This window comes from Klebsiella sp. BIGb0407, from assembly GCF_024807845.1.
Lineage (GTDB): Bacteria > Pseudomonadota > Gammaproteobacteria > Enterobacterales > Enterobacteriaceae > JGM124.
Genome location: NZ_JANUEQ010000001.1, coordinates 472509 through 492969, shown reverse-complemented (window position 1 = coordinate 492969; position 20461 = coordinate 472509). Strand labels below are relative to the sequence as shown.

The 20461-nt window shown below is 42.2% G+C and carries 20 protein-coding genes; 10 read left to right on the top strand and 10 right to left on the bottom strand.

Annotated features, from left to right (window positions below; translation table 11 throughout):
- The first annotated feature begins 130 nt into the window (after positions 1–130).
- Both M2387_RS02335 and M2387_RS02330 read left to right on the top strand, forming a co-directional pair.
- On the top strand, positions 131–1867 hold the full coding sequence (locus tag M2387_RS02335; protein WP_259046919.1) for a thiamine pyrophosphate-dependent enzyme: 1737 nt from the start codon (positions 131–133) through the stop codon (positions 1865–1867).
- Positions 1867–2319, top strand: coding sequence for an MEKHLA domain-containing protein (locus tag M2387_RS02330; protein WP_259046918.1), 453 nt, complete (start codon positions 1867–1869; stop codon positions 2317–2319). Before M2387_RS02335 ends, M2387_RS02330 begins: the two co-directional genes overlap by 1 nt.
- Positions 2320–2466: 147 nt before the next feature.
- Here M2387_RS02330 and M2387_RS02325 read toward each other — a convergent pair whose 3' ends face one another.
- On the bottom strand, positions 2467–2913 hold the full coding sequence (locus M2387_RS02325; RefSeq protein WP_259046917.1) for a VOC family protein: 447 nt from the start codon (positions 2911–2913) through the stop codon (positions 2467–2469).
- Positions 2914–2988: 75 nt separating this feature from the next.
- Between M2387_RS02325 and M2387_RS02320 the strand changes: the two genes are divergently transcribed.
- Entirely contained in the window at positions 2989–3930 is a 942-nt protein-coding gene (locus tag M2387_RS02320; protein WP_259046915.1) for an AraC family transcriptional regulator, read from the top strand.
- Positions 3931–4095: 165 nt separating this feature from the next.
- Here the strand turns inward: M2387_RS02320 and dsbG are convergent, their stop codons facing one another.
- Positions 4096–4842: a thiol:disulfide interchange protein DsbG gene (gene dsbG / locus M2387_RS02315; protein ID WP_409039511.1), complete on the bottom strand. Its 747-nt coding sequence runs from the start codon at positions 4840–4842 to the stop codon at positions 4096–4098.
- 161 nt (positions 4843–5003) lie between these two features.
- On the opposite strand from dsbG, the gene M2387_RS02310 reads away from it, so the two are divergent.
- Positions 5004–5492: a GNAT family N-acetyltransferase gene (locus M2387_RS02310; RefSeq protein WP_259046913.1), complete on the top strand. Its 489-nt coding sequence runs from the start codon at positions 5004–5006 to the stop codon at positions 5490–5492.
- Between the two features lie 41 nt (positions 5493–5533).
- Here M2387_RS02310 and fba read toward each other — a convergent pair whose 3' ends face one another.
- From fba to M2387_RS02285, 5 genes are read right to left on the bottom strand one after another with little or no spacing between them, the layout of a single operon-like run.
- On the bottom strand, positions 5534–6397 hold the full coding sequence (gene fba, locus M2387_RS02305) for a class II fructose-1,6-bisphosphate aldolase (protein WP_259046912.1): 864 nt from the start codon (positions 6395–6397) through the stop codon (positions 5534–5536).
- A 33-nt stretch (positions 6398–6430) separates the two neighbouring features.
- Positions 6431–7396 (bottom strand): carbohydrate kinase family protein, encoded by a 966-nt coding sequence (locus tag M2387_RS02300; RefSeq protein ID WP_259046910.1) that lies wholly within the window; start codon positions 7394–7396, stop codon positions 6431–6433.
- 33 nt (positions 7397–7429) lie between these two features.
- Complete coding sequence (locus tag M2387_RS02295; RefSeq protein ID WP_259046908.1) at positions 7430–8824, bottom strand: PTS ascorbate transporter subunit IIC; 1395 nt, start codon at positions 8822–8824, stop codon at positions 7430–7432.
- 30 nt (positions 8825–8854) lie between these two features.
- Positions 8855–9136: a PTS sugar transporter subunit IIB gene (locus M2387_RS02290; protein WP_259046906.1), complete on the bottom strand. Its 282-nt coding sequence runs from the start codon at positions 9134–9136 to the stop codon at positions 8855–8857.
- A complete protein-coding gene (locus tag M2387_RS02285) occupies positions 9133–9585 on the bottom strand; it encodes a PTS sugar transporter subunit IIA (protein ID WP_259046904.1) in 453 nt (150 codons plus the stop codon). Before M2387_RS02285 ends, M2387_RS02290 begins: the two co-directional genes overlap by 4 nt.
- Before the next feature lie 797 nt (positions 9586–10382).
- Here M2387_RS02285 and M2387_RS02280 point away from each other — a divergent pair.
- A complete protein-coding gene (locus M2387_RS02280; protein WP_259046903.1) occupies positions 10383–11861 on the top strand; it encodes a PhoPQ-activated pathogenicity-related family protein in 1479 nt (492 codons plus the stop codon).
- Positions 11862–11959: 98 nt separating this feature from the next.
- On the opposite strand, the gene M2387_RS02275 is transcribed toward M2387_RS02280, so the two are convergent.
- Positions 11960–12496, bottom strand: coding sequence for an isochorismatase family protein (locus tag M2387_RS02275; protein WP_259046901.1), 537 nt, complete (start codon positions 12494–12496; stop codon positions 11960–11962).
- A 290-nt stretch (positions 12497–12786) separates the two neighbouring features.
- Between M2387_RS02275 and M2387_RS02270 the strand changes: the two genes are divergently transcribed.
- The 3 genes from M2387_RS02270 (at position 12787) to M2387_RS02260 (ending at position 15513) form a co-directional block, all read left to right on the top strand.
- Positions 12787–13161: a VOC family protein gene (locus M2387_RS02270; protein WP_259046899.1), complete on the top strand. Its 375-nt coding sequence runs from the start codon at positions 12787–12789 to the stop codon at positions 13159–13161.
- Positions 13133–13591: a hypothetical protein gene (locus M2387_RS02265; RefSeq protein WP_259046897.1), complete on the top strand. Its 459-nt coding sequence runs from the start codon at positions 13133–13135 to the stop codon at positions 13589–13591. The genes M2387_RS02270 and M2387_RS02265 overlap by 29 nt, the downstream gene beginning before the upstream one ends.
- Before the next feature lie 404 nt (positions 13592–13995).
- The gene (locus tag M2387_RS02260) at positions 13996–15513 is read left to right on the top strand and encodes an EAL domain-containing protein (RefSeq protein ID WP_259046895.1); all 1518 of its coding nucleotides are present in this window, start codon (positions 13996–13998) and stop codon (positions 15511–15513) included.
- On the opposite strand, the gene M2387_RS02255 is transcribed toward M2387_RS02260, so the two are convergent.
- Positions 15497–16036, bottom strand: a complete 540-nt coding sequence (locus M2387_RS02255; protein ID WP_259046893.1) for a P-loop NTPase family protein — start codon at positions 16034–16036, stop codon at positions 15497–15499. The genes M2387_RS02260 and M2387_RS02255 overlap by 17 nt on opposite strands.
- 153 nt (positions 16037–16189) lie before the next feature.
- Between M2387_RS02255 and M2387_RS02250 the strand changes: the two genes are divergently transcribed.
- Both M2387_RS02250 and M2387_RS02245 read left to right on the top strand, forming a co-directional pair.
- Positions 16190–16981 (top strand): PhzF family phenazine biosynthesis protein, encoded by a 792-nt coding sequence (locus M2387_RS02250; protein WP_259046891.1) that lies wholly within the window; start codon positions 16190–16192, stop codon positions 16979–16981.
- Positions 16982–17616: 635 nt separating this feature from the next.
- Positions 17617–19161: a methyl-accepting chemotaxis protein gene (locus tag M2387_RS02245; protein ID WP_259046890.1), complete on the top strand. Its 1545-nt coding sequence runs from the start codon at positions 17617–17619 to the stop codon at positions 19159–19161.
- A gap of 843 nt (positions 19162–20004) precedes the next feature.
- On the opposite strand, the gene M2387_RS02240 is transcribed toward M2387_RS02245, so the two are convergent.
- On the bottom strand, positions 20005–20397 hold the full coding sequence (locus tag M2387_RS02240; protein WP_259046889.1) for a nuclear transport factor 2 family protein: 393 nt from the start codon (positions 20395–20397) through the stop codon (positions 20005–20007).
- Between the last annotated feature and the right edge of the window lie 64 nt (positions 20398–20461).

The following is a 20461-nucleotide window of genomic DNA, read 5'->3' as shown; positions in this document are numbered from 1 at the left end:
GTTCGCTTATTATCTTTCACTGGCAGGTCTGCATAATTTGAAACAATTAATCCATAAATATTTCGATTATGTAAATATCGCCAGGATCAACTAGCCTTATGAGTGTTATTTAATCACTCAGGCGGTGGCGATGAAAAATGATTCGGCTACAGACAGTAAGAGAGTAACAGGCTATCAGGTATTGCATTCGACACTACTGGAATGGGGAATTACCTGCTATGCAGGAGTTACCGGTGGCGGTGTCATTCACTTTCTTAAATCTCTTGACCCTATGGTTGAACCCGGTGCAGAGACACCTTCTTTTTATTCTATTGCTGAATACAGTGCTGGTTTTATTCCTCTGGGTTATTTTCTGAGCGGTGGAAAAGTGGCTGCCGCAGTGGCGACGTCAGGTGCTGCCACTAAATTATTAAGTTGTGGTCTCAGTGATGCCAAGCTGCATGATATTCCTGCTCTCTATATTATTCCTTTGTCTCCTGAGGAGGGAAGAGGACAGGCATCTCTGCAGGATACCTCTGAGTATGGTAGCCATATTATCGGACAGTTACGCAGTGAATTACCGGATTCGGTGTTTGTGCTTGATACTCTGGAAACGCTGACCGAAACCCTTCAGTCAGCGCGTGAGCAATTAGCACGCTCCAGACCCGTTGTGCTGATTTTGCTTCATAGCGCCTTAAATCAGACGCTTTCAGGCATTTCAACGAGAATTTCGCCTCCCATTACCATTTCTGCACCGGATTTGGTTATCGATGATTTTTATGCTGCATTTCGTCGTGATATTAATGGCCGTCGTCTGGTGCTACTGGTAGGAGAAGAGATGGCGCGTTATCCTGATGCCAGGATACTCACCACTCAGCTCAGTCAGCGACTGCGTTGTGCCGTTATCTGGACGATTAATGGTGCTAATGCCGTAGAACGGTCTAATCCCTACGGTATGGGGTATATTTCATTTGGCGGAAACGATGAGGCGACCTCGCTTTATCAATCACTGGGAGCCGATGACGTATTGCTGGTATTAGGGGCTTGCCCTGATGAATATACCGTTAATATGAGTCCATTTATGGCCGGTAAAACCTATTTTCTGAGCCATCATTCTGAAGGTTACGGGCAAATTGACAATAGCTTTGCGCATCGGGCACAAGGCTTATATCAACATATTTCCGGCCCGTTAGATCAATTATTGCATGGATTAATACAAGCGGCGGAAGAGCAACCATTTAATAATCTCAGCGCGGCGTTAGCACCTGAAACGCTTAATCATCGTCAGTATATGGTTCCGCGCGAAGGCTGTGTTGATATGGCCGAGGTTTATCTGCGACTGGACCGTTTCTGGCCTCCTAATTCTATCGGCTTCGATGACGTTTGTTTATCCTATAAAGACAGACAATATGTCACTCAGCGACCCAATAATAATATTCAATTCTACTCACTTTATCGTGGTTCTGCGATGGGAGGTGCGTTTGGTGCTGCTGTTGGTGCCAGCTTATCGTCACCCGACAAATCGGTATTTCTCTTTACCGGGGATGGCTGTTTTCGGTTATTTTCCGGCTCTCTGGGAGAGGCCTGCGAACTCGGGATAGTGATTTTTTTAATCAATAATGCCAGTTTCTCTATTGTTGGCCAGGGGCTTCCTATTATCCTGCCCGAGATTGCAGAGAAGCATTATCATGCGAACCTTAAGGTTCTGGATTACTGCGCAATAGCCCGGGCATCGGGCTGGGAAGCTGAATCGCTTGAGCCTGATATGAGTAATTTCGATTTACTGTTAGAAAAGATTGGCCATCGAGGGCAGAAATCCTGGCTGATTGATATCCCTGTCGATGCCTTACAGGTACTGGGGCATAATCCACGCGTGAGGAATCTGTAATGACGATATTCCAGGATCGGGCTTTGATAGAGCGTATCGCGGACTGTTACCTGCAACGGGCGGGTGTTCCGCTACCTTCGCCTGAAAATGTGAGCGACCTTGCTAGCTGGTTAGATGACAGTGCACCTTATAGTCTGCTGGCACATGATAGTTCGGCAGATCCACGCTTTATTTATGCTAATCAAAGTGCACTGAAATGTTTTAAATATTCCAGGGAGGAAATGTTGCAACTCCCTTCGCGCTTGAGCGCCGCAACACCCGATCAGCAAGAACGACAGAGTATGCTGATGCGTCTCAAAACAGAGGGGATTGTGTTCGGCTATTCGGGCGTCCGAATAACACGGCAGGGGGAAGCATTTAATATCTATCAAGGTGTTATCTGGCAGCTTACCGACAAGGAAGGGAAGTCCCTGGGACAGGCTGCGTTATTCTGGCTAACCCCTGAGGAATAACTGCCGATGAAGAGGGACTAAGATATATAGTTTACGGACAGGCATAGCGGTCATCCATTGAATTGAAAGACAATCCAGGGATAAACGAAACAGGGTGCCTGTCCTTTTTAACCGCTCATTGTGATGATCCTTTAGCGGCTATTTGATTTATAGTTTTTGTGCAATATCCCAGATAAATCCAAAGGGATCTTTTATACGTACTTTTAAATCGCCCCAGAACATTTCTGTGGGTTCATTCAGCACTATTGCACCGGCCCGCACCATTTGATTTACCAGCAGGGCTGCATCATCTACATACATATAGAAAATAAAAGGAGTTGGTATTCCTGAGGACTGCGGGCTATTGAGATCTGAGTCCCAGCCTTCCTTGTTAATCGTAAAGTTTGTGCCGCGATAACGAATGCGGGCGAACAACATCTCACCGGAGTTGCCTTCCAGCTCTGCAATTGCCACCATATCCATCGCATTGATGTAGAAATTAACGGCGGCTCTGACATCAGGCACATTGAGTGCTGTGGTTAGCCAGGTAAGTCCCATGCCTTCCCACGGGTGCGTGCGGCTTTCAACATTGTTGAACCAGTTCAGTTTTTTCATTTTATTTTCCTTTACTGTAATGTGGTAATTATTAGCCATAAGCAAAGACCTGTAACGGTAGAAATAGGGGTTTAAATGGTAAAAATTCGACATTTTTGCGAACATGCGGAAAACATGCCGGATGTTATCAAACTGGACTATGAACCTGCGGGCTCGTATTCACTGGACATCGAGATTTTCTCAGTTTCTAGTTTGAGAAAGCGGGTGAGTCAGGAACAGATGCAGCTTCCGCATCAGTATGCTTTTGGAATGCTGCTCCTCATCGTGGAAGGGGAATGTACTCACTGGATTGATTTTCTACCGGTAAGTTGCAGAGCGGGCTCACTTATGACGCTATCCCCAGGGCAGGTTCATCAATATGGTAACGATAGAAACTGGGAGGGATGGATAATGTTGCTTCGGTCAGAGTTTATTTCGACTCCAGCATCTATCAGACCTTATTCCTTTAATTTTAGAGTTAAGGAAATCACGCAGAACATACCCCACCATATTCCTTTGGATGCACCGGCGTTGGGTATTATGACGCAAGCCATTGAGCAAATGAGGGAAGATGCAGCGCTTTTACTACCGAATAAAATTAGTGAAATCAATGCGTTATTGCATCATCAGTTTATTGCTCTTTTGTTACGGCTCTCTATCACCTGTGGTCAGAATAGAAGGGATCCTGGCTGTTCCTCGAATTCAATACAGCGTTTTAACGCTTTTAAAGATCTAGTTGAAAAGAATTATGCTAAAAAGCACCAGGTCACATGGTATGCAAATACACTGGCTTGTTCAGAGAAAAGTCTGAACCTTGCCGCAGTAGAAGCGACGGGCATGACTGCAAAAAATATTATTACCTCGCGGATTAACCTTGAAGCTAAGCGACTTCTGGCCAACTCGACAACGCCCGTTGTACTTATTGCAGAACAACTGGGGTTTGAAGAATCGACCAACTTTGTGAAATTTTTCAAACGCTATACAAGCTGTACGCCGGGGGAATTCAGGAAGCAGCAGAGGGGGATACAGGCAGGGTAATGGCTTAATGCTGGTGGACGGTAATTAATTTTTATTAATCATAAATATCAAAATAGTTACAACATACATAATATTATATACATTACACGATAGCCTGAACATTGTGCTCGTATCTTTAAGCCTATCAGTACCAGAGGGGGAAATCCCCTCTGTGTCTGAAAGTGACTATTTATCACCCATAATTATTTTCAGCGTTTCTTCATCAGGTTTTCCCTGATGTTGCTGCAATCGACCTTCGGCATTAAGGTAGTAAATCGCAGGTGTTGCACTCCCACCTAAATCATCCATCAGTGTCAGGTTATTTTTGAGTGCTTCTCCGACTTCAGCCGGAATTTTCTCTGGTTTTACCAGGGCAAGCTTACCTTTGCTATTTTCATAATCAGCCAGTGTTTTTGCGGGGTCAGCGGCCATCATAATCGCTGCGGCTTTCTGACCGCTATCAGGACGTAACATACCAACGAGTAATATTCTGAGCTGAACCTTTCCTGATGAAAGCCAGGGCTGAGCCTGTTCCCAAAACTCAGTGCAATAAGGACAGTAGGGATCGGCAAATACATAAACAATATGCGGAGCATCTTTACTCCCTGCGGCTATCCAGCGATGCTGACCGAGACTATTCCACATTTCTTTAGCCATCGGGGCGTAGACAAATTTTTCAACTTGTTCATCGCTCAGATTTTTACCCGCGGCATCAACCATATTTCCCATAATCGCGTGTTGCTTATCGGGGGTCAGGTAGACCGTCGTACCCTGACCCTGGAATTGCATCGCATAACCAGGCAGGCCACCGGGAGCACTAAATTCACCTTTTAACTCAAAACCTTGTTTTTCCAGTGCGGCGATCGGGGCAGGGAGAGGTGCTTCTGCCGCCAGAACGGCCAACGGGATCAAAAGATTAACAGAAAGTACCAACTGCATTATTTTATTCATTTAAGTATCCTTTCAGAGAATAGCTATCAGCAGCCAAAATCTGTGGCAGTAATAGTCGGCCATCCTACCGATTTAGGGTGACAAAACCAGTAAAGATTTACTATGTTAATCAGTTGCTGGTTATCTTATCAGGGAATAATTTAATGGCTATCAGGTATGCGCGTAGTGAAGAGGCTGAAAAACTCTGGGCTTTACGTAATCGTGCATTACGGCATGGTTGCAAGGGTATCTATCCTGATGACATTCTGAAAGCGTGGACTCCAGAAGAAATGCCATCATCGTACCGGCAAGTCATCAATGATAATCCCTTTTTTGTGATTGAGGATGCGAAGGGGGAACCTGTAGCCACTGGGTTTCTTAGTCTGCAAGAACAGTCGGTTGAAGCTGTTTTCACCTTACCTGAATATGCTGGTAAAGGATTTGCAAGGCAAATTATTGATGCTATCAAACAGCAGGCACTTTTGCGGAATATGACAAAACTTCGCTTATCTTCAACGCCTAATGCCATGAATTTTTATCAACAACGAGGTTTTAAAGTGATCCGCGAGGATCACTATTATTCAAGCCTTGCTGCAAGCTCACTGGCCTGTTTTGAGATGACCTGTGACTTATCTAATACATACCTTGAATAGCGAAGAGGGCCTGTAAAAGATAACAGGCCCCATAAGAGTGGCTAGATAGCTCGGCCGGCAGAACCAAATAAACGCATACGTTCTTCAACTTGCTCTGCGACGGGCAGCATGCCCTTCGTAATTACTTTACGCGGATCGTTGACATCATGTTCGCCTTGATTTTCAAATTGTGCTTGTACCGCTAAACACCAGGCATACATATTTTCCGTATTAACATTTATCTTGGCCGTGCCGAGCGAAATTGCTTTCTTCATATCTTCATCAGAAATTCCGGTTCCGCCATGCAATACTAAGGGGACTTGAACCAGTTGAGCAATATGCTGCATTTCTGTAAATCCTATTTTAGCTTTACCTTTATAGAGTCCATGGGTTGAGCCCAGTGCTGCTGCTAAACAATCGACTCCTGTTTGTGAAACCAAGGTATAACACTCTTGCGGGTCTGCATAAATAACATGAGAGTTAACTATGCCGTCCTCACTCCCTGCAATGGTACCCAGTTCCGCTTCAACAGAAACCCCTCGGCGATGAGCATATTCAACCAGACGATGAGTAATATCTAAGTTTTCCTGAAAGGGCAGATGTGAACCATCAAACATCACCGAGCTAAACCCAGCCTTAATAGCAGCCTCACAAGCCTCATATGACTGCCCGTGATCCAAATGTAAGGCTACCGGGATATCTATTTGTAAATACTCCATCGCATTTACAACAATATCATGTATAGATTTCAAACCCAGCATATGCTTTATAGTTCCCCCGGAAATACCCAATATGATAGGGGATCTTAATTTCTGAGCGGATTTTAATACTGCGCTAGTCCATTCAATATTATGAATGTTAAATTGACCAACAGCATATTGGTGAGCAAAGCCATGGTTAAGCATTTTCTCCATAGAAACTAACATGGAACCCTCTCTTAATTTATTTAATAGTAAAATTCAGTCGAAGAATATCTTTAAATTTCTCTCATATTGGCTGGCGGAATTATGGACTTTCGCCAGGTTAGGCATGGCTTCACGTACCCCTTTCTTTTCAATAGCTATGGCGGCAGATAAACTGGCGAAAAGAATGATATTCTCTATATGCCAGTTATAATGGACGCCATAAGTAAATGCACCATGAAAAATATCGCCAGCACCTGTGGTATCAATAGCATTACAAATAAAAGCAGGTGATATTACCAGACGGCCATTTTGTAAATAAGCGCATCCTTTTTCACCCAGAGTAATAAATGCCTGTCCTCTCGCTAATTTATTTAATTCATTCAATGCTGTTTGTAGCTGTGTTTCTGATGTGAACCGTTCAATTTCAATTAAATCACGGGAGAAATTCTCACTGGCTACCAGATAGTCCGTGTACTTTGCCAGATTAAGATTGCTTTCTCTCAGCGATCCCGCATCCATCACGACGCGAGCTTCAGGTAATCGCTGCAAGATATATTCACTTAATTCAGGTTCATGACCATCGATTAGAATAGTGATGACTTCTCCTTTTTCATCTTGAGTGAGTTTATTAATCAACCCATCAATTTTAATTTTTTCATCAAATGTTAAGCGTGGTGGTACCAGAAGTTTACGTGTCACAATAGTACGTGAGCCACTTAACTGGTTAACTAAAATTGATGCCAGTGGGGTAATCATCTCATCATTAAAAATAACATAATCTGTATTAACCCCAACTTCATGAAACTCACTGATTATCTTCTGGCCATAGATATCTTGATTGAGGTGACCGACATAATAAATATCTTCACCCCATAAACCTAATAACCAGGCAGCATTAGCACTAGGACCTCCACCACTTTCAATAAAATCACTGGAGAAGTTTTTACTGTTTTCCTCCGGCCAGCGATTCATAAAGAAAAACTGATCAAAGCAGGATAGTCCAATCGAGATCACTGCCATAACAACTCCTTAAGGCATTTATCTGCACAGTGATTACTTGTGAGTTTTATCTTTTTCAACTAACTCATCATAACTTAAGGTATCACCGACAACTTTTACGTTTCGGAACGCAAAAGGAATAAGTAATACCAACAGCAGGACAAAACAAACAACATAAATTGCACTTTGTCCGAACTGAGTAAAAGCATTACCGATGACAATACCCCAGACTGCAAAGTCAAAATCTGCAAAAGTACTGTTTTCAAAGCCCAGATTACCCAGAGCTGGTAACAGCATAGCCGGTAAGAAAGCGAGGAAAACACCGCCAATGAATGAGGCGATAATACAGCCTTTTTTGCCACCTAATTTATCGGCAAATACCCCTGAAGTACCACCGCAGAAGAAATGTGGAACCATACCAGGAATAATAAGTGCCATGCCTAAACCTCCTAGCATCAGCATACCGACTAAGCCACCAACAAAAGAACTGATAAAACCGATAACCACAGCGGTAGGGCTGAAGGTAAAGAATACTGCACAGTCAACCGCGGGTATAGAATTGGGGATTAGTTTTTGGCTGATACCCTGGAATGCCGGAACTAAATCACCCAGAATCAAGCGAACACCGCTGTACACGATGGCAACACCCACAGCAAATTGCAAACCCGTCAGAATAGAGTAAATAACCATATTTTGATCGGTTATGGTACTGAGATATTCTGAACCCGCGACAATGCTGCACACCAAATAAATAACTACCATAATGATGCCCGTTGTAACGGTGGTATCGCGCAGAAAGCCCCATTTTTCTGAAATTTCTGTATCAGCGAAAGAGTCTTCTGCTTTACCTACTTTACTGGCAATCCAGGCTGACAGGTAATAACCCAGGGAACCAAAGTGCCCCATCGCGATCCCGCCATCTTCAGTGACACGTTTGGTATAACGCTGACCTATGGCTGGCGAGATAGCAGACCAGGCACCCAGTAAAAAACCGCCGATAACAATCAAATGCCAGCCAGCAAAATGTGCAGCTTGCAAAACAGCAGAAAATAAACAAGCTAGAAAGAAGGAATGATGCCCGGTAAGGAAGATGTATTTATATTTAGTAAATCTTGCAATAGCCAGGTTAAAGACAAAGCCAAGTAATAAAATACTCATGGTCTCTACACCCAATAGTTTTTGGGCAACAGAAACTATGGCTTCATTATTTGGTATCACACCGCGAATACTAAACCCGGCTTCAATAATACCGCCTAATGGGTTCAGATTGGCGACAATCACACCCGCACCGGCACTCAGCATTAAATACCCAAGGATAGGTTTTAATGTCCCGGTGAGTAATTTATTAACAGGGGAACGTAAAGCCAGCAAGCCAATTAATGAGATGATTCCCATAAGAAAGGCAGGCTGAGTGAAAATCTCAGTCAAAAAAGAGAGGATACTAGCCATATTTAAATTCCTTAAAAAAGAAATGTAATATTAAGACTTGCTTATGTTCAACAATGCATCATGAATATCTTCGAAGATTTTTGCTTTGTGTACATAACTACGAATAATAGCGACGTTGCAACTTGCAGGGAATTGTGTCGCCAACTCTTTGATAGTAATGTAAAGGTCAGCTCTTTCGCCCACCGCATTAGCAAAATCAACAGAAGAAACATCAGCTTTAATACTCAATTCCTCACATATTTTTTTTACATTATTTGCTGCCATAAGAGAACTTCCAATCCCATTTCCGCATACCGTTCTTATTTTAATCATAATGCCTCCGCTAACGAGTGATGAATAAACTGTAGGATAGTATTTTTATCAGTGTTATTTTTTATGAAATCTACGATATTTCTTTCAATTAAATCAGCTATAACTTGAATAAGATAAATATGATTGTCAGAGTCGCTCGCGGCGATAGCAATAATGACATGGACCGGATCAAACTCTTCATGATGGAAAATCAACGGCTCTTTCACTATCACAACTGAAAAAGCCGTTTTCAATGCGCCTTTTTCTGGACGGGCATGTGGCATAGCAACCCCATTGTCCAGAACTATAATTGAACCAAATTCATGATAAACCGCGATCATTTCATCAATGTATTGTTCATTACATGCCTGAGTTTGCAGCAATAAGGTCCCCGCATAACGAATCGCTTCTTCCGGTGAAAAAAAGCTGTTATTCAGGGACAGTAAATGCTGATCAAAATGAATCTTCACTTTCATACTCCAGTCAGGATTTTCCCTGCGTTGAATAATGGGCAATCAATCATGAAATAAATAGTGTCTGAGTCACACTATGGCTTTATGTCTGTGACTTAGATCTCAGTTGAAGCAAATATAGCATGTAGTAATATAAATTAAATAAATCACATAAAATCAATGAACTGTATCTGTTTCATCTAAATCATTGGTTGAAGTCATTGGCTGGAATAGGTGTTGTAGATCATGTTTCTAATTTCATAAACCAGTGTTCAGTCACAAATTAAGGGCCTTTTATTATTCAATTTGTGAGTTAAGTAACATATTCAATCTCTACGATAATATTGGTGAATAACAAAGCTGATGGGTTTAACTGCTATATTTATATGAGTTTACATGATAGCGCGTGTAAGTGATTAATTATATTGAGGATTGTTTTTTGATAGACAGAGAGAGGCCTTCAATTCACTATCGTTAACATGAACACTGAACAAATTTCGTCAACCTTTTACCACTCATCACTATTACACGATCATCGTATATATAACGATGATCGTATTTACAACGACTCTAAAGGCAGACCCGTAGGGCTCGCCGGGAGAGTAAACGGAGTAACTCAGTCCATTGAAAAACCGGTAAAAATCCCTCTTATGACACCTGAAGATAAAAGCCATTTTAATGCATGCTTTGACAAGTGTTTAAATAATGCACGTCAGTTTTTATTAGTTAGTAAATGATACAACACTATTAATAAATTTATCGTTAATAATGTTCTACTATTATTTTATTTCCATAAATAAAACAGGAGTTATTGAGTGAAGCTTAAAATATCATATATTTCCATGCTATATTTCTCGCTATGTGGCCAGGCATTTTCGTCAGAAAATAAAGATGAAAAAATCGATCTGAATCAAGTTATACCCAACTATCGCGAGTCGCTTGCTGCACTTCCTGTGGATTATACGTTACTGGAAAAAAAACAACTTGCTGGCGTTATACTACAAAAATATAAACTTAGCTCACAATCCTGGACTTTGCAGGGAAGTGTATCACCCGGACTCTGGCAGCATGAAGTTGATATATATATTCCTGACTCAGCTCATGATAAAAACGCACTTGTTGTCATTAATAGCGGAAGCAATGACGATGGTTCCGGGAATCCTGTGGCACCAACAAATTTTGCTCAGGAACAACTTAGCCAGATAGCCACTGAGACCAAAACAATCGTTATTTCTGTCAGTAATGTTCCAAATCAGAAGCTAACTTATCAGGGGGCAACCAAACCTCTGGCAGAAGATGACAGTGTTGCCTGGTCCTGGAAACTTTTTATCGATGATACCAAGAAATACCAGAATTCATCTCTTCATATTCCTATGTCTGCGGCCGTATCTCAGGCGTTACGGCTGGCAAAGTCAGAACTGCACTCGCATAATATTTCGAAATTTATCGTCACCGGAGCCTCTAAACGTGGTTGGGCGACTTGGTTGGCGGCATTATCCGACCCCAATGTTGTTGCAGTAGTCCCATTCGCCATGGACTTACTCAGTACCCAGGAGTCTCTCAGACATATGTATCACTCATATGGTGATAACTGGCCCGTCGCATTCAATCCTTATTACCAGCAAGGAATAGATAAGCAGATTGATACCAATGAGTTTTCAAGTCTGATGACGATAGAAGATCCATTATCCTATCTGTCTACGGATATGCGTAAACGACTTGAAATTGAAAAGTATATTATTAATGCCAGTGGCGATGACTTTTATGTCCCTGATAACAGCCGCTTTTATTACGACATACTGCCAGGTCCGAAGTCGCTGCGGGTTGTGGGTAATTCAACACATCACGGAATACTTTCGGTCACCGTTCCATCACTGATTACCTTCCTTAATCGTTACCAGGCACAGAAAGCGCTACCTGAAATCAGTGAAGTCATAGGGAGTGATGATAATAAGAACAAAACGCTGAAAGTGAGTTTTTCAGAGCAACCCTCCCAGGTTTTACAGTGGACAGCACATAATCCCGTTGCCAGAGATTTCCGTTTTGCCTGTGGCGTTAAATATCATTCAAGTCAAGTCACTCTTCCGGACGACGGCAAAGAGACGGTTATACCGCTGACCAAACCAGATAGTGGCTGGCAGTCAACCTTCATTGAAGCCACTTTTAGTGATGGGTATGTCGCCACCTCGCAGGTTTATATCACGCCGGACGAATATCCAAAAATTGCGCCACCATCAAAAGGGCGAACCTGTCAGACGCTGCCGGGACGAGGATTAACACCGAAGTATCAGTAAAAGGATCTATCAAGTAGAGGATTGCCTGAAACCCACTGCCAGTGACAGGGACTTTTCCGTCACGCAAGGAATCAGGCAATATCATTATTCCATCAGTATTAGCTGGCCAGTTCAGCCCTTGTAATCACCTGGGCAAAACCTGCTCCAAGTAATGCCATAGTCACATCATGAATTTCTTCAGCTCCAGGCTGATGGCTTTGCAGATCGAAACTGATGACGGCATCTTTTATCACTGTCATATTTAGCCCTGAGTCGGCGCCGGTTCTGACGGTTGAGTTGACACAAAATCCCGCCACGGCACCAATAACAACAATGTCTGTTAAATTCTTATCCTGTAGGTAAGAAAGCAGGGGAGTTGAATTGAAAGCAGAAGAGGTATTTTTAATAAACAGGGTCTCATTTGCTAAGGCTTCAAAAGACTCAAGCGGTAAACTTAAAGGTGAGTCTTGATGCAAAGGTGAACCTACGGCAACTGTCTGATGGCGAATATGTACTATCGGCAGATCCGCGGACCTGAAGGTTTCAATGATGCCTGACATGTTCTCGATCGCGTTTTCTGGATAGAACCGGACACCCTGTTGAATTCTGTCAGTAACAAATTTTTGCATATCAATGATCAGTAATGCTTTTGACATTTTTTTTCCATTAAACAGTTAAAGGCAGGCACTATCCAGAGTAATCCCTCGACGTATTTTACGCTATCCCATTTTCGGGTGGAATGTTCTTTTTATAACCTGTCAGGTATGGCATGGATGACTAATGTTGAAAATAAGTGACAGCGTCACTGGAGAATAGATTTATGTACAATTCCAGTGACTTTCAGATATGCTATCTCTTAGCCTGGCACTGTCCAGAACCTGTCTGGAAACACACAGTTAAGCACCGCCTGACACTGTGAAAGTCTTCCTGTTAAGAGGTTGAGTCAATGCAAGATTCTGTCACATTTGGTCGTATGGCTGCTGTTTTGCCAGTTAAAGATATGGATATTGCCCGGCAGTTCTATATTAATGGTTTAGGATTTGAGAAAGCTTTTGAAAATGGTAATCCAGTCGGCTTTATGATTTTAAAACAGGGAGCCTGTGAATTACATCTGACCTTACAGCCAGGTTATAAAGCGGCCCATTTTCCTGTCGCTCATCTGCTGGTCGGCGATGCTAACGCTTTATTTACTCTCTGCCAGAGTACTGGAGCCCGAATAATTAAAGGGGTACAGGATAAAGAGTACGGCATTCGTGCGTTTATCTTCGCCGATCCGGATGGTAACCGAATAGATGTTGGACAGATACTTCAACCAGTGTAGAGATAATATGAAAGTCCTTACTTTATATTCAGTATTATTCATGCCTTTCTTTATCTGGCCTGCGGCAGCTGCAACACCGACACCTCAAGAACAGTGTCACAGATACTATGGCGACTTAAAGAACTTCGTTCAGGCACAACTTCATGAACCCTCTGCGGGCTACTGCCAGGTTTCGGTGCAAACCAATGGGAAATGGGTCACTAGTGCAAACATCAATAAAGGGTCGGTTGAAACCTGCACCTCAGTAGTAAAAACATTTGATTCTCTGCTCTATAAAAAAATACCCAGCCCACCCAGTAATTTATGCCGAAAAGATGTTTTATTCGAATTCATAATACCTGAAGCGATAACGCCTGAGCAGAAAGCCATTGCTGATGAGCTAAAAAGTAAATTGCATTTACAACTAAAAATGCTGGCAGAACAAAAATAGAATTTTTGTTCTTTTGGCATATCCTTCTCGCTAGAGCATCAGCGAGGAGGAATAACCTGAAAGAAGGCAGTTTTACATAACATCAGTAGGGTGACAGGAATAATGGTAAATAATAATTTCACAGAAAATATGCCAGTCAGCATCGCTGATTGCTAGTTTCTACATTAATTTTCCTATGAAACAATGTCATGTCGCTTTTCCCTCCTTTCTACAACTCAAATCATACCTTAACCATAATCAAATAATTAAATTTTTTATTTATTCCCGGACAATGACATACGCTTTTATTCTTGACATAAATATAACAGTGCAATCACAATGCGCGCGCACAAGAAAATATTTAAGTCATCGTGGATGTAGTCACAAAGTTATTAGCATGCTATCAATATAAATTGAGATTTTAGATGAATTTGTTCAAAGGGGTAACGCGTTCTCTGTTCTTTCTGTCTGTATTAATGATACTGGGTATCATTATCTCATTCTCGGTAGCTCAGTTCCTTTGGATAAACAGCAATCATTCTCATATAGAGTCCTATTCTAAAGATCTCTTGAAACGAGCGATCTTCGTCTCTGACAATCTGAATAATGCCTTAAATAATATAAGTACTAACAGTGTGGATAGATGTACAGATGAAGATATCAATAAATTAAAATATATTGTTTTCACGCATAATTTCCTTAAAGATGCAGGTATTTTTAAGAGTAATAAAATACTCTGCTCTGCATTGTGGGGTGATATTTCAGAGTCTTATAAATTCACTGGTGAACATAGAGTAAAAAAGAATAATGTTACCATCTGGAATAATATGCCCAGCTATGCAATAAAAGGGGCGTTTATAGATGTTAATAGTAAAAACAATATGTTTGTGGTTGCAACACCGCATGCTTTCCTGACATTTGATAACCTTGTAAATGGCATTAAATCTAAAATCACCTCGCTGGATGGTGAAATGGTATTACGCTCATTTGGCGACAATCTATCATCTGATAATAACTTAAAATCCTTGAGCTACAGAATCTGCTCAGAGGAATATGAGCTCTGTGTTCATTCGCAAAGTTATGATGATTTATTTTCATCGACTCATCACTCTCTCTTATTTATTATTTTCCTCTGTGGTTCTGCCCTTGGATATGCAGTCTGGTACGTCATTAAACAAAATCGGTCAAATACTAATTCAATTGAATCAAAACTTCAAAACGCACTCAATTTTAATTTAATAAATATTGAATATCAGCCTATCGTTAATATGGAATCGTATAAGCTGCATGGTGTTGAGGCTCTCGCCAGATGGCATGATAAGAGGTTGGGAGATATCCCACCGATCGTGTTTATTAAAAAAATTGAAGAAATGGGTATCAGTAATCAATTTAGTAAATATATTGTTTCCAAAGCAATGCATGAATGCAGCCATTTCTTGGGGGACAATCCTAATACTTACCTAAGCTTAAATATCGACTGTGAATTTCTAACCATCGAAGATTCAATCTCTTTTCTTATAGAAACAGCCAAGAAAAACAATATTTCACCAAAACAAATTGCATTTGAAATCCTTGAAAATTCGACTATTAATTTCAAAATTCTTAACGACAAGCTGAATGCGCTGAGAATGCATGATTTCCAGATTTTTATTGATGATTTTGGTACCGGTTATTCAAGCCTGGCATATCTGAGCGCATTGAGTTTTGATAAGATAAAAATTGATCGGACCTTCACTCATGTCGCAGGAACTAATTCACCTACGGAAAAAGTATTAGAAAAAATTAATGAAATTGCCAGCACAATGAGTGTTCGCGTTATTTTTGAGGGACTGGAAACAGAAAATCAAAGACGAGCTATTTTAGCATTTAATCCGAAGGCCCTGGCACAGGGCTGGCTTATCAGTAAATCCGTACCTATTGATCAGATCAAGAATCAGTACTAAATAGAGTAGGGAAGTTGTCGGTAAACTCCTTGATCTGTTTTTTATTGTTTAACTGAATAACGCGCACATTACCACCATGTTGAATCAGAAGTTTTTCTATTGTTGGGCGCGAGTCACGTTCAAAATTCCAGACATATTTCAGAAAGACCAGTAATGTAGAATTTATTTTTTCCGGGCAATCTTCGGGTATATCCTGCCTTTTTTTATTACGTAGTGCTCTGACTAACGCACGGAAAAGACAGACAACACGCGGTGTATTCAACCAAATAACCAATTCAGTCTTGGGCAGGCGCAGATCAAAGGTCCGACGAGCATAATTACCTTCGCTGATCCATCTTGGGGCATTAGTCGCAGCCATGACTTTGGCTCTAAATTCTTCCGCTATCGGTTTTTTCCATCCTGCCCCCCAAAATAGCCGATCCAGATGCGTTACCGGGTAATCAAATTTTTCACCCATGAGCCGGGATAAAGTAGATTTACCACTTCCACCATTGCCTAAAATAATTATCCGTTCAGGAAGCATAATGACTCCATCTGCCTGGCCATTTAAATTTTAACCATATTATCAGACAGGGCAGAGAAGCGGACATACTCCAACAAAAAACAATTCGAAATTGAATGCTGCCATGTCATAGTAGGATGTGATGTTCCTTAACAATGATAAGAGAATTGCGCTATGCAACAGATTGACTTTTACATGGTAGATGCTTTTACGTCTCATACATTTGGCGGCAATGCGGCAGCAGTATGCCCGCTTACGGAATGGCTTCCAGATGAGACATTATTAAAAATGGCACAGCAACATAATCAGTCAGAAACGGCATTTTTCGTCACCACTGATAAGGGTTTTGAGTTGCGCTGGTTTACTACACAGCATGAAATCAATTTATGCGGACATGCCACACTTGCAGCGGCACATATTATCTTTGAACATCTTGATTATCCCAATACCACTATCCATTTCGACACCCGATTTGTTGGTCCGCTGACTGTTACACGCAGTGGCGACTGGCTGACGCTTGATTTTCCCGCCTGGGCAACTGAGTCCGTGACTCCGCCTGCTTTATTGCTCGAAACATTAGGCATTACAGAGTACAAAGAAGTACGAGTAGCACGTGATTATCTGGTTGTGCTGGATAATCAACAGCAGGTAGAAGCCGTTCGTCCAAATATCAATGGTATGGCTCCTCTGGGGAAAATGGTTTGTATCACTGCGCGGGGTAATGGTGAATATGATTTTGTCAGCCGTTTCTTCTGCCCGGGAGAATCAGTACCAGAAGACCCCGTTACCGGTTCTGCACATAGCATGCTCATTCCTTACTGGGCTGAACAGCTGAATAAAACCCAGATGTTTGCACGCCAGGTCTCTGAGCGTGGAGGCGATCTCCGCTGTAAACTGGTTGGTGATCGTGTAGCTATCGGCGGACAAGCTACAACTTACCTGATTGGTAAAATACTGTTACGCTGACAGTAATTTGACTGTTTTTTGAACTTAATAACACAAGGACGTGTCAGGATTTTTTGGTCTGTTCTATATGGGAGAGCAGGGAAAAGCATTCTCAAATATGATTAAATTAAATAATATCAAATTAATTGTCGTTCTATTTATTCTTGTCGTATCTACACCAGCGGCTAGCCATTTTGACAAGTCTTTGCTTACTCCTGAACATATCAAAGAAGCAATTACCTGTCAGAAGTCTGCAGATGAAAATCAAACTGTTAAACCAAAAAGTGGGGAGACATGGTTCGTTACATCGCTATAGTCGCTGCGCCAACTCCATAGTACAGAGAGCGGGGGGCTTGATAGTTTTTATGATGAGTTTCACCACCGGGCGATGTAAACCTTTGGCGAATTTAGGCGGGCGTGAAAAATGGCGGATGAAGTCTTTGATGGAATTCGAAAGCCAATGTTTTGTGGCTTCAATGCAAGATGCATTGAGTTTTTCGCACCTAATAATTTGATGTATATCAATTTTTATTTTAACCGGGATGCATTTATAAAAAGGATACCATCTTAACTGATACCTTGAAATTATTTCTGAATAAAGATTTTCACACTTATGCCGAAAATAGTCGTAACTCTCCCTTTTGCAGTAAAGATTAATGAAAATCTCAACACGACTCGGTTCCGGTTTTGGCACGTTAATTATTTTTTTCTCCGTATGCATAGTAGTTGCCATTTACTCTTTGTATCAGGCAAAAAGTACCCTTGAATCCGTGGTGCAGGGGGACATGAAAAAAACAAAATTGATCACAGATCTGACATTGATTCAGCGTGACATGGCGATAACAGTAAGAAATCTTTCGTTATTTACCGATGAAAAAGGCATTGAAGAGCAATCTGCCCGGCTAGAAAAGTTAAAGCAACGGTTCACCGACAGCAGTACGCAGCTGGGGCAGATGATTGACAAGTCTGCTGATAGCACAGAATTTAAAGCATTTGAATCGATAAAGAACAGCGAGAAAAATGCGCTTGATTCATTCAGCAACACGATCCCCATAGCATTAGAGAAAAATAATGCTGCCACAGTGGAGTTTCTTCTGGAGACAGTAAGGCCCGCTCAGGTTCCTTTGATTGACGGACTAACCCTCATGAGCCAGGAACTCACTCAACGGACTGATGATGCTGTCGCAGAAAATAGTAAAACGACTGAACATGCCTACATTATTTTATTGGTGCTGTTAGCCGTCGCAGTCTTGTTTGGCCTGTCCACCAGTATTTATCTGATTCGTAAATTGATGAGTGAACTCGGTGGGGAACCTGCCGACGCGCAGCGTCTCGCTTATGTGATTTCACAAGGCGATCTGTCCTCATCCGTTCAGCTGCGTAAAAATGACACCCACAGCCTGATGGCCTCGCTATCCGGAATGCAGGAACGACTTCGTGGCATAGTCTCAGAGATTAAGGATGGCTCCACTTTTGTTGCACTGTCATCAGATGAAATATCAAAGGGTAACAATGAGCTGGCTTCACGTACTGAAGAGCAGGCGGCCGCACTTCAGCAGACGGCGGCAAGTATGGAGCAGTTGACGGCCACAGTTCAGAGCAACAGCACAATGGCCAGGCAGACGGCTAACGCAGCAAGGGATACGGCTTCGCTGGTAAGGAGTGGCGAAAAGGACATCAGACGCATGTCGGATACCATGGGCGATATTTCGCAAAGTGCCTCTAAGGTGAGAGACATTACCTCTATTATCGAGAGTATTGCATTTCAGACCAACATTCTTGCGCTGAACGCTGCGGTGGAAGCCGCACGTGCCGGTGAAAGCGGACGTGGATTTGCTGTGGTGGCATCAGAGGTCAGGACCTTGGCGCAACGCAGCTCCACGGCGGCAAAAGATATCAAGTCACTGATAGAGCAGACGGTGAGTCAGGTTGAATGCGGCGTGATGGTGACCAATGAAACCGGTCAAAACAGCATGAAAGTCATTAATCTGGTTGAAGAACTCGCCGCAGCAATGGATGGCATAGCTCTGTCATCGGCTGAGCAGATGCAGGGGATCTCTCAGGTGAGTGTAGCCGTGAGTCAGATGGATGGGGTGACGCAAAATAACTCTGCATTGGTAGAGGAATCATCAACCGCCTCACAGTCACTTTCTGAACAGGCCCAGAATCTGCGCCTCATCGTGGAGACATTCAGGCTGTGAATAAAAAACACCTCTTGCCGATCCTGGGAGTAAGTGACTAAAAATATCATTATCAGCTACTGTTTGTAGCTAACTAGCTGAACATAGCTACAGGTCTGGGGGCGACCGGAATGCTCATCCCCAGACCTGTAAACGCAGGAACCAGGTTTTCAAACCAGCAATGGTCACAGCCGTCGATCTATATAAGTTCATCAGCACAGTTAGTAACTATCGTTATGTATTACTCTGTGTTATGTCGCCGTTGTTTGCGGGGGATCCAGAGACGGGCTTTAACCATAAGAGACCGGACAGTTTCTTTGGACTGATGGATATCGTGCAGTTCTGCAAGATTTTCATACGCCAGCATTAACTTCATCCAAAGTGAAAAAATCCGCTGCATGAGCCGTCATCAGAATACCTCGGTGATGAATCTATATGACGGACATCTTAACTTAGGTCAGATTAAGCCCAGAGCGGATATTACAACTTTGCTATTACAACATTTTGTCAAGGTTCGATAGGAATGGGTTGATTTCTTTCACGGAGAACATCCCGATATCTTGTATAGCCATAGAAAACTCCTCATCAGGAAAAAGTGAGTCGTTGTCTAGTCATACAGATTTAATGACTATAGCCTGGACATTCTATGAGCCACAAATAGACATTATCATTGAGCCTCTACAATATTGGTGCGCATAATGTATATTATGTTAAATTGAGTTTATGGATACGCACCAGACATTCACTCCCAGCTTAATGGCCTCTCACCTTCACTTCTTTGCCTCTTTTTCTTCAGTGCTTGCTCTGGTGTATACAGAGCGATTCCCGGTATTCAACACATTTGAATTTTCTGCCTCTCAACCCTTAATCACCAATTGCTGTTCCCTGGTGAAAACGCATCTGCCACTGACTGTCATTTTTTCCCGTTGATGATAACAACCAAATCGATGAACGTTCTGTCCGACGGATAATTTCGCCATCGCCATTAAGCTGAAAACTTTTATACCTTAATAATGCAACGTCTGTGCAAATCAGCTTCAGCGTAAAATCGGCGGAAAAAATCTGCGGATGGTCATTTTCCATTTTTAACGCGGCTATGGTTTGTGACCTGTTATAAAACTGTCCCGAACGACCGATCTCTTCAAAATCGCTATGCAGTAATTTTTCCACCCGTTCAGCATCAAGACGTAACGCTGGTTGATGCAGCTGGATCTCCAGATCGCGAATGACAGATAACAGTGCTGATAAATTAGCCAAAACTTCCCTCCCCTTTTTAGCGTCGCTACGTGAAATTTGAGAGAAAATGGCTGCCATATCCTTG

What these genes read in the sequence shown, in the direction of transcription:
- M2387_RS02335 (WP_259046919.1), top strand. Translation starts at nt 131, where the DNA reads ATGAAAAATGATTCGGCTACAGACAGTAAGAGAGTAACAGGCTATCAG.
- M2387_RS02330 (WP_259046918.1), top strand. Translation starts at nt 1,867, where the DNA reads ATGACGATATTCCAGGATCGGGCTTTGATAGAGCGTATCGCGGACTGT.
- M2387_RS02325 (WP_259046917.1), bottom strand. Translation starts at nt 2,913, where the DNA reads ATGAAAAAACTGAACTGGTTCAACAATGTTGAAAGCCGCACGCACCCG.
- M2387_RS02320 (WP_259046915.1), top strand. Translation starts at nt 2,989, where the DNA reads ATGGTAAAAATTCGACATTTTTGCGAACATGCGGAAAACATGCCGGAT.
- M2387_RS02310 (WP_259046913.1), top strand. Translation starts at nt 5,004, where the DNA reads ATGGCTATCAGGTATGCGCGTAGTGAAGAGGCTGAAAAACTCTGGGCT.
- fba (WP_259046912.1), bottom strand. Translation starts at nt 6,397, where the DNA reads ATGTTAGTTTCTATGGAGAAAATGCTTAACCATGGCTTTGCTCACCAA.
- M2387_RS02300 (WP_259046910.1), bottom strand. Translation starts at nt 7,396, where the DNA reads ATGGCAGTGATCTCGATTGGACTATCCTGCTTTGATCAGTTTTTCTTT.
- M2387_RS02295 (WP_259046908.1), bottom strand. Translation starts at nt 8,824, where the DNA reads ATGGCTAGTATCCTCTCTTTTTTGACTGAGATTTTCACTCAGCCTGCC.
- M2387_RS02290 (WP_259046906.1), bottom strand. Translation starts at nt 9,136, where the DNA reads ATGATTAAAATAAGAACGGTATGCGGAAATGGGATTGGAAGTTCTCTT.
- M2387_RS02275 (WP_259046901.1), bottom strand. Translation starts at nt 12,496, where the DNA reads ATGTCAAAAGCATTACTGATCATTGATATGCAAAAATTTGTTACTGAC.
- M2387_RS02270 (WP_259046899.1), top strand. Translation starts at nt 12,787, where the DNA reads ATGCAAGATTCTGTCACATTTGGTCGTATGGCTGCTGTTTTGCCAGTT.
- M2387_RS02265 (WP_259046897.1), top strand. Translation starts at nt 13,133, where the DNA reads ATGTTGGACAGATACTTCAACCAGTGTAGAGATAATATGAAAGTCCTT.
- M2387_RS02260 (WP_259046895.1), top strand. Translation starts at nt 13,996, where the DNA reads ATGAATTTGTTCAAAGGGGTAACGCGTTCTCTGTTCTTTCTGTCTGTA.
- M2387_RS02255 (WP_259046893.1), bottom strand. Translation starts at nt 16,036, where the DNA reads ATGCTTCCTGAACGGATAATTATTTTAGGCAATGGTGGAAGTGGTAAA.
- M2387_RS02250 (WP_259046891.1), top strand. Translation starts at nt 16,190, where the DNA reads ATGCAACAGATTGACTTTTACATGGTAGATGCTTTTACGTCTCATACA.
- M2387_RS02245 (WP_259046890.1), top strand. Translation starts at nt 17,617, where the DNA reads ATGAAAATCTCAACACGACTCGGTTCCGGTTTTGGCACGTTAATTATT.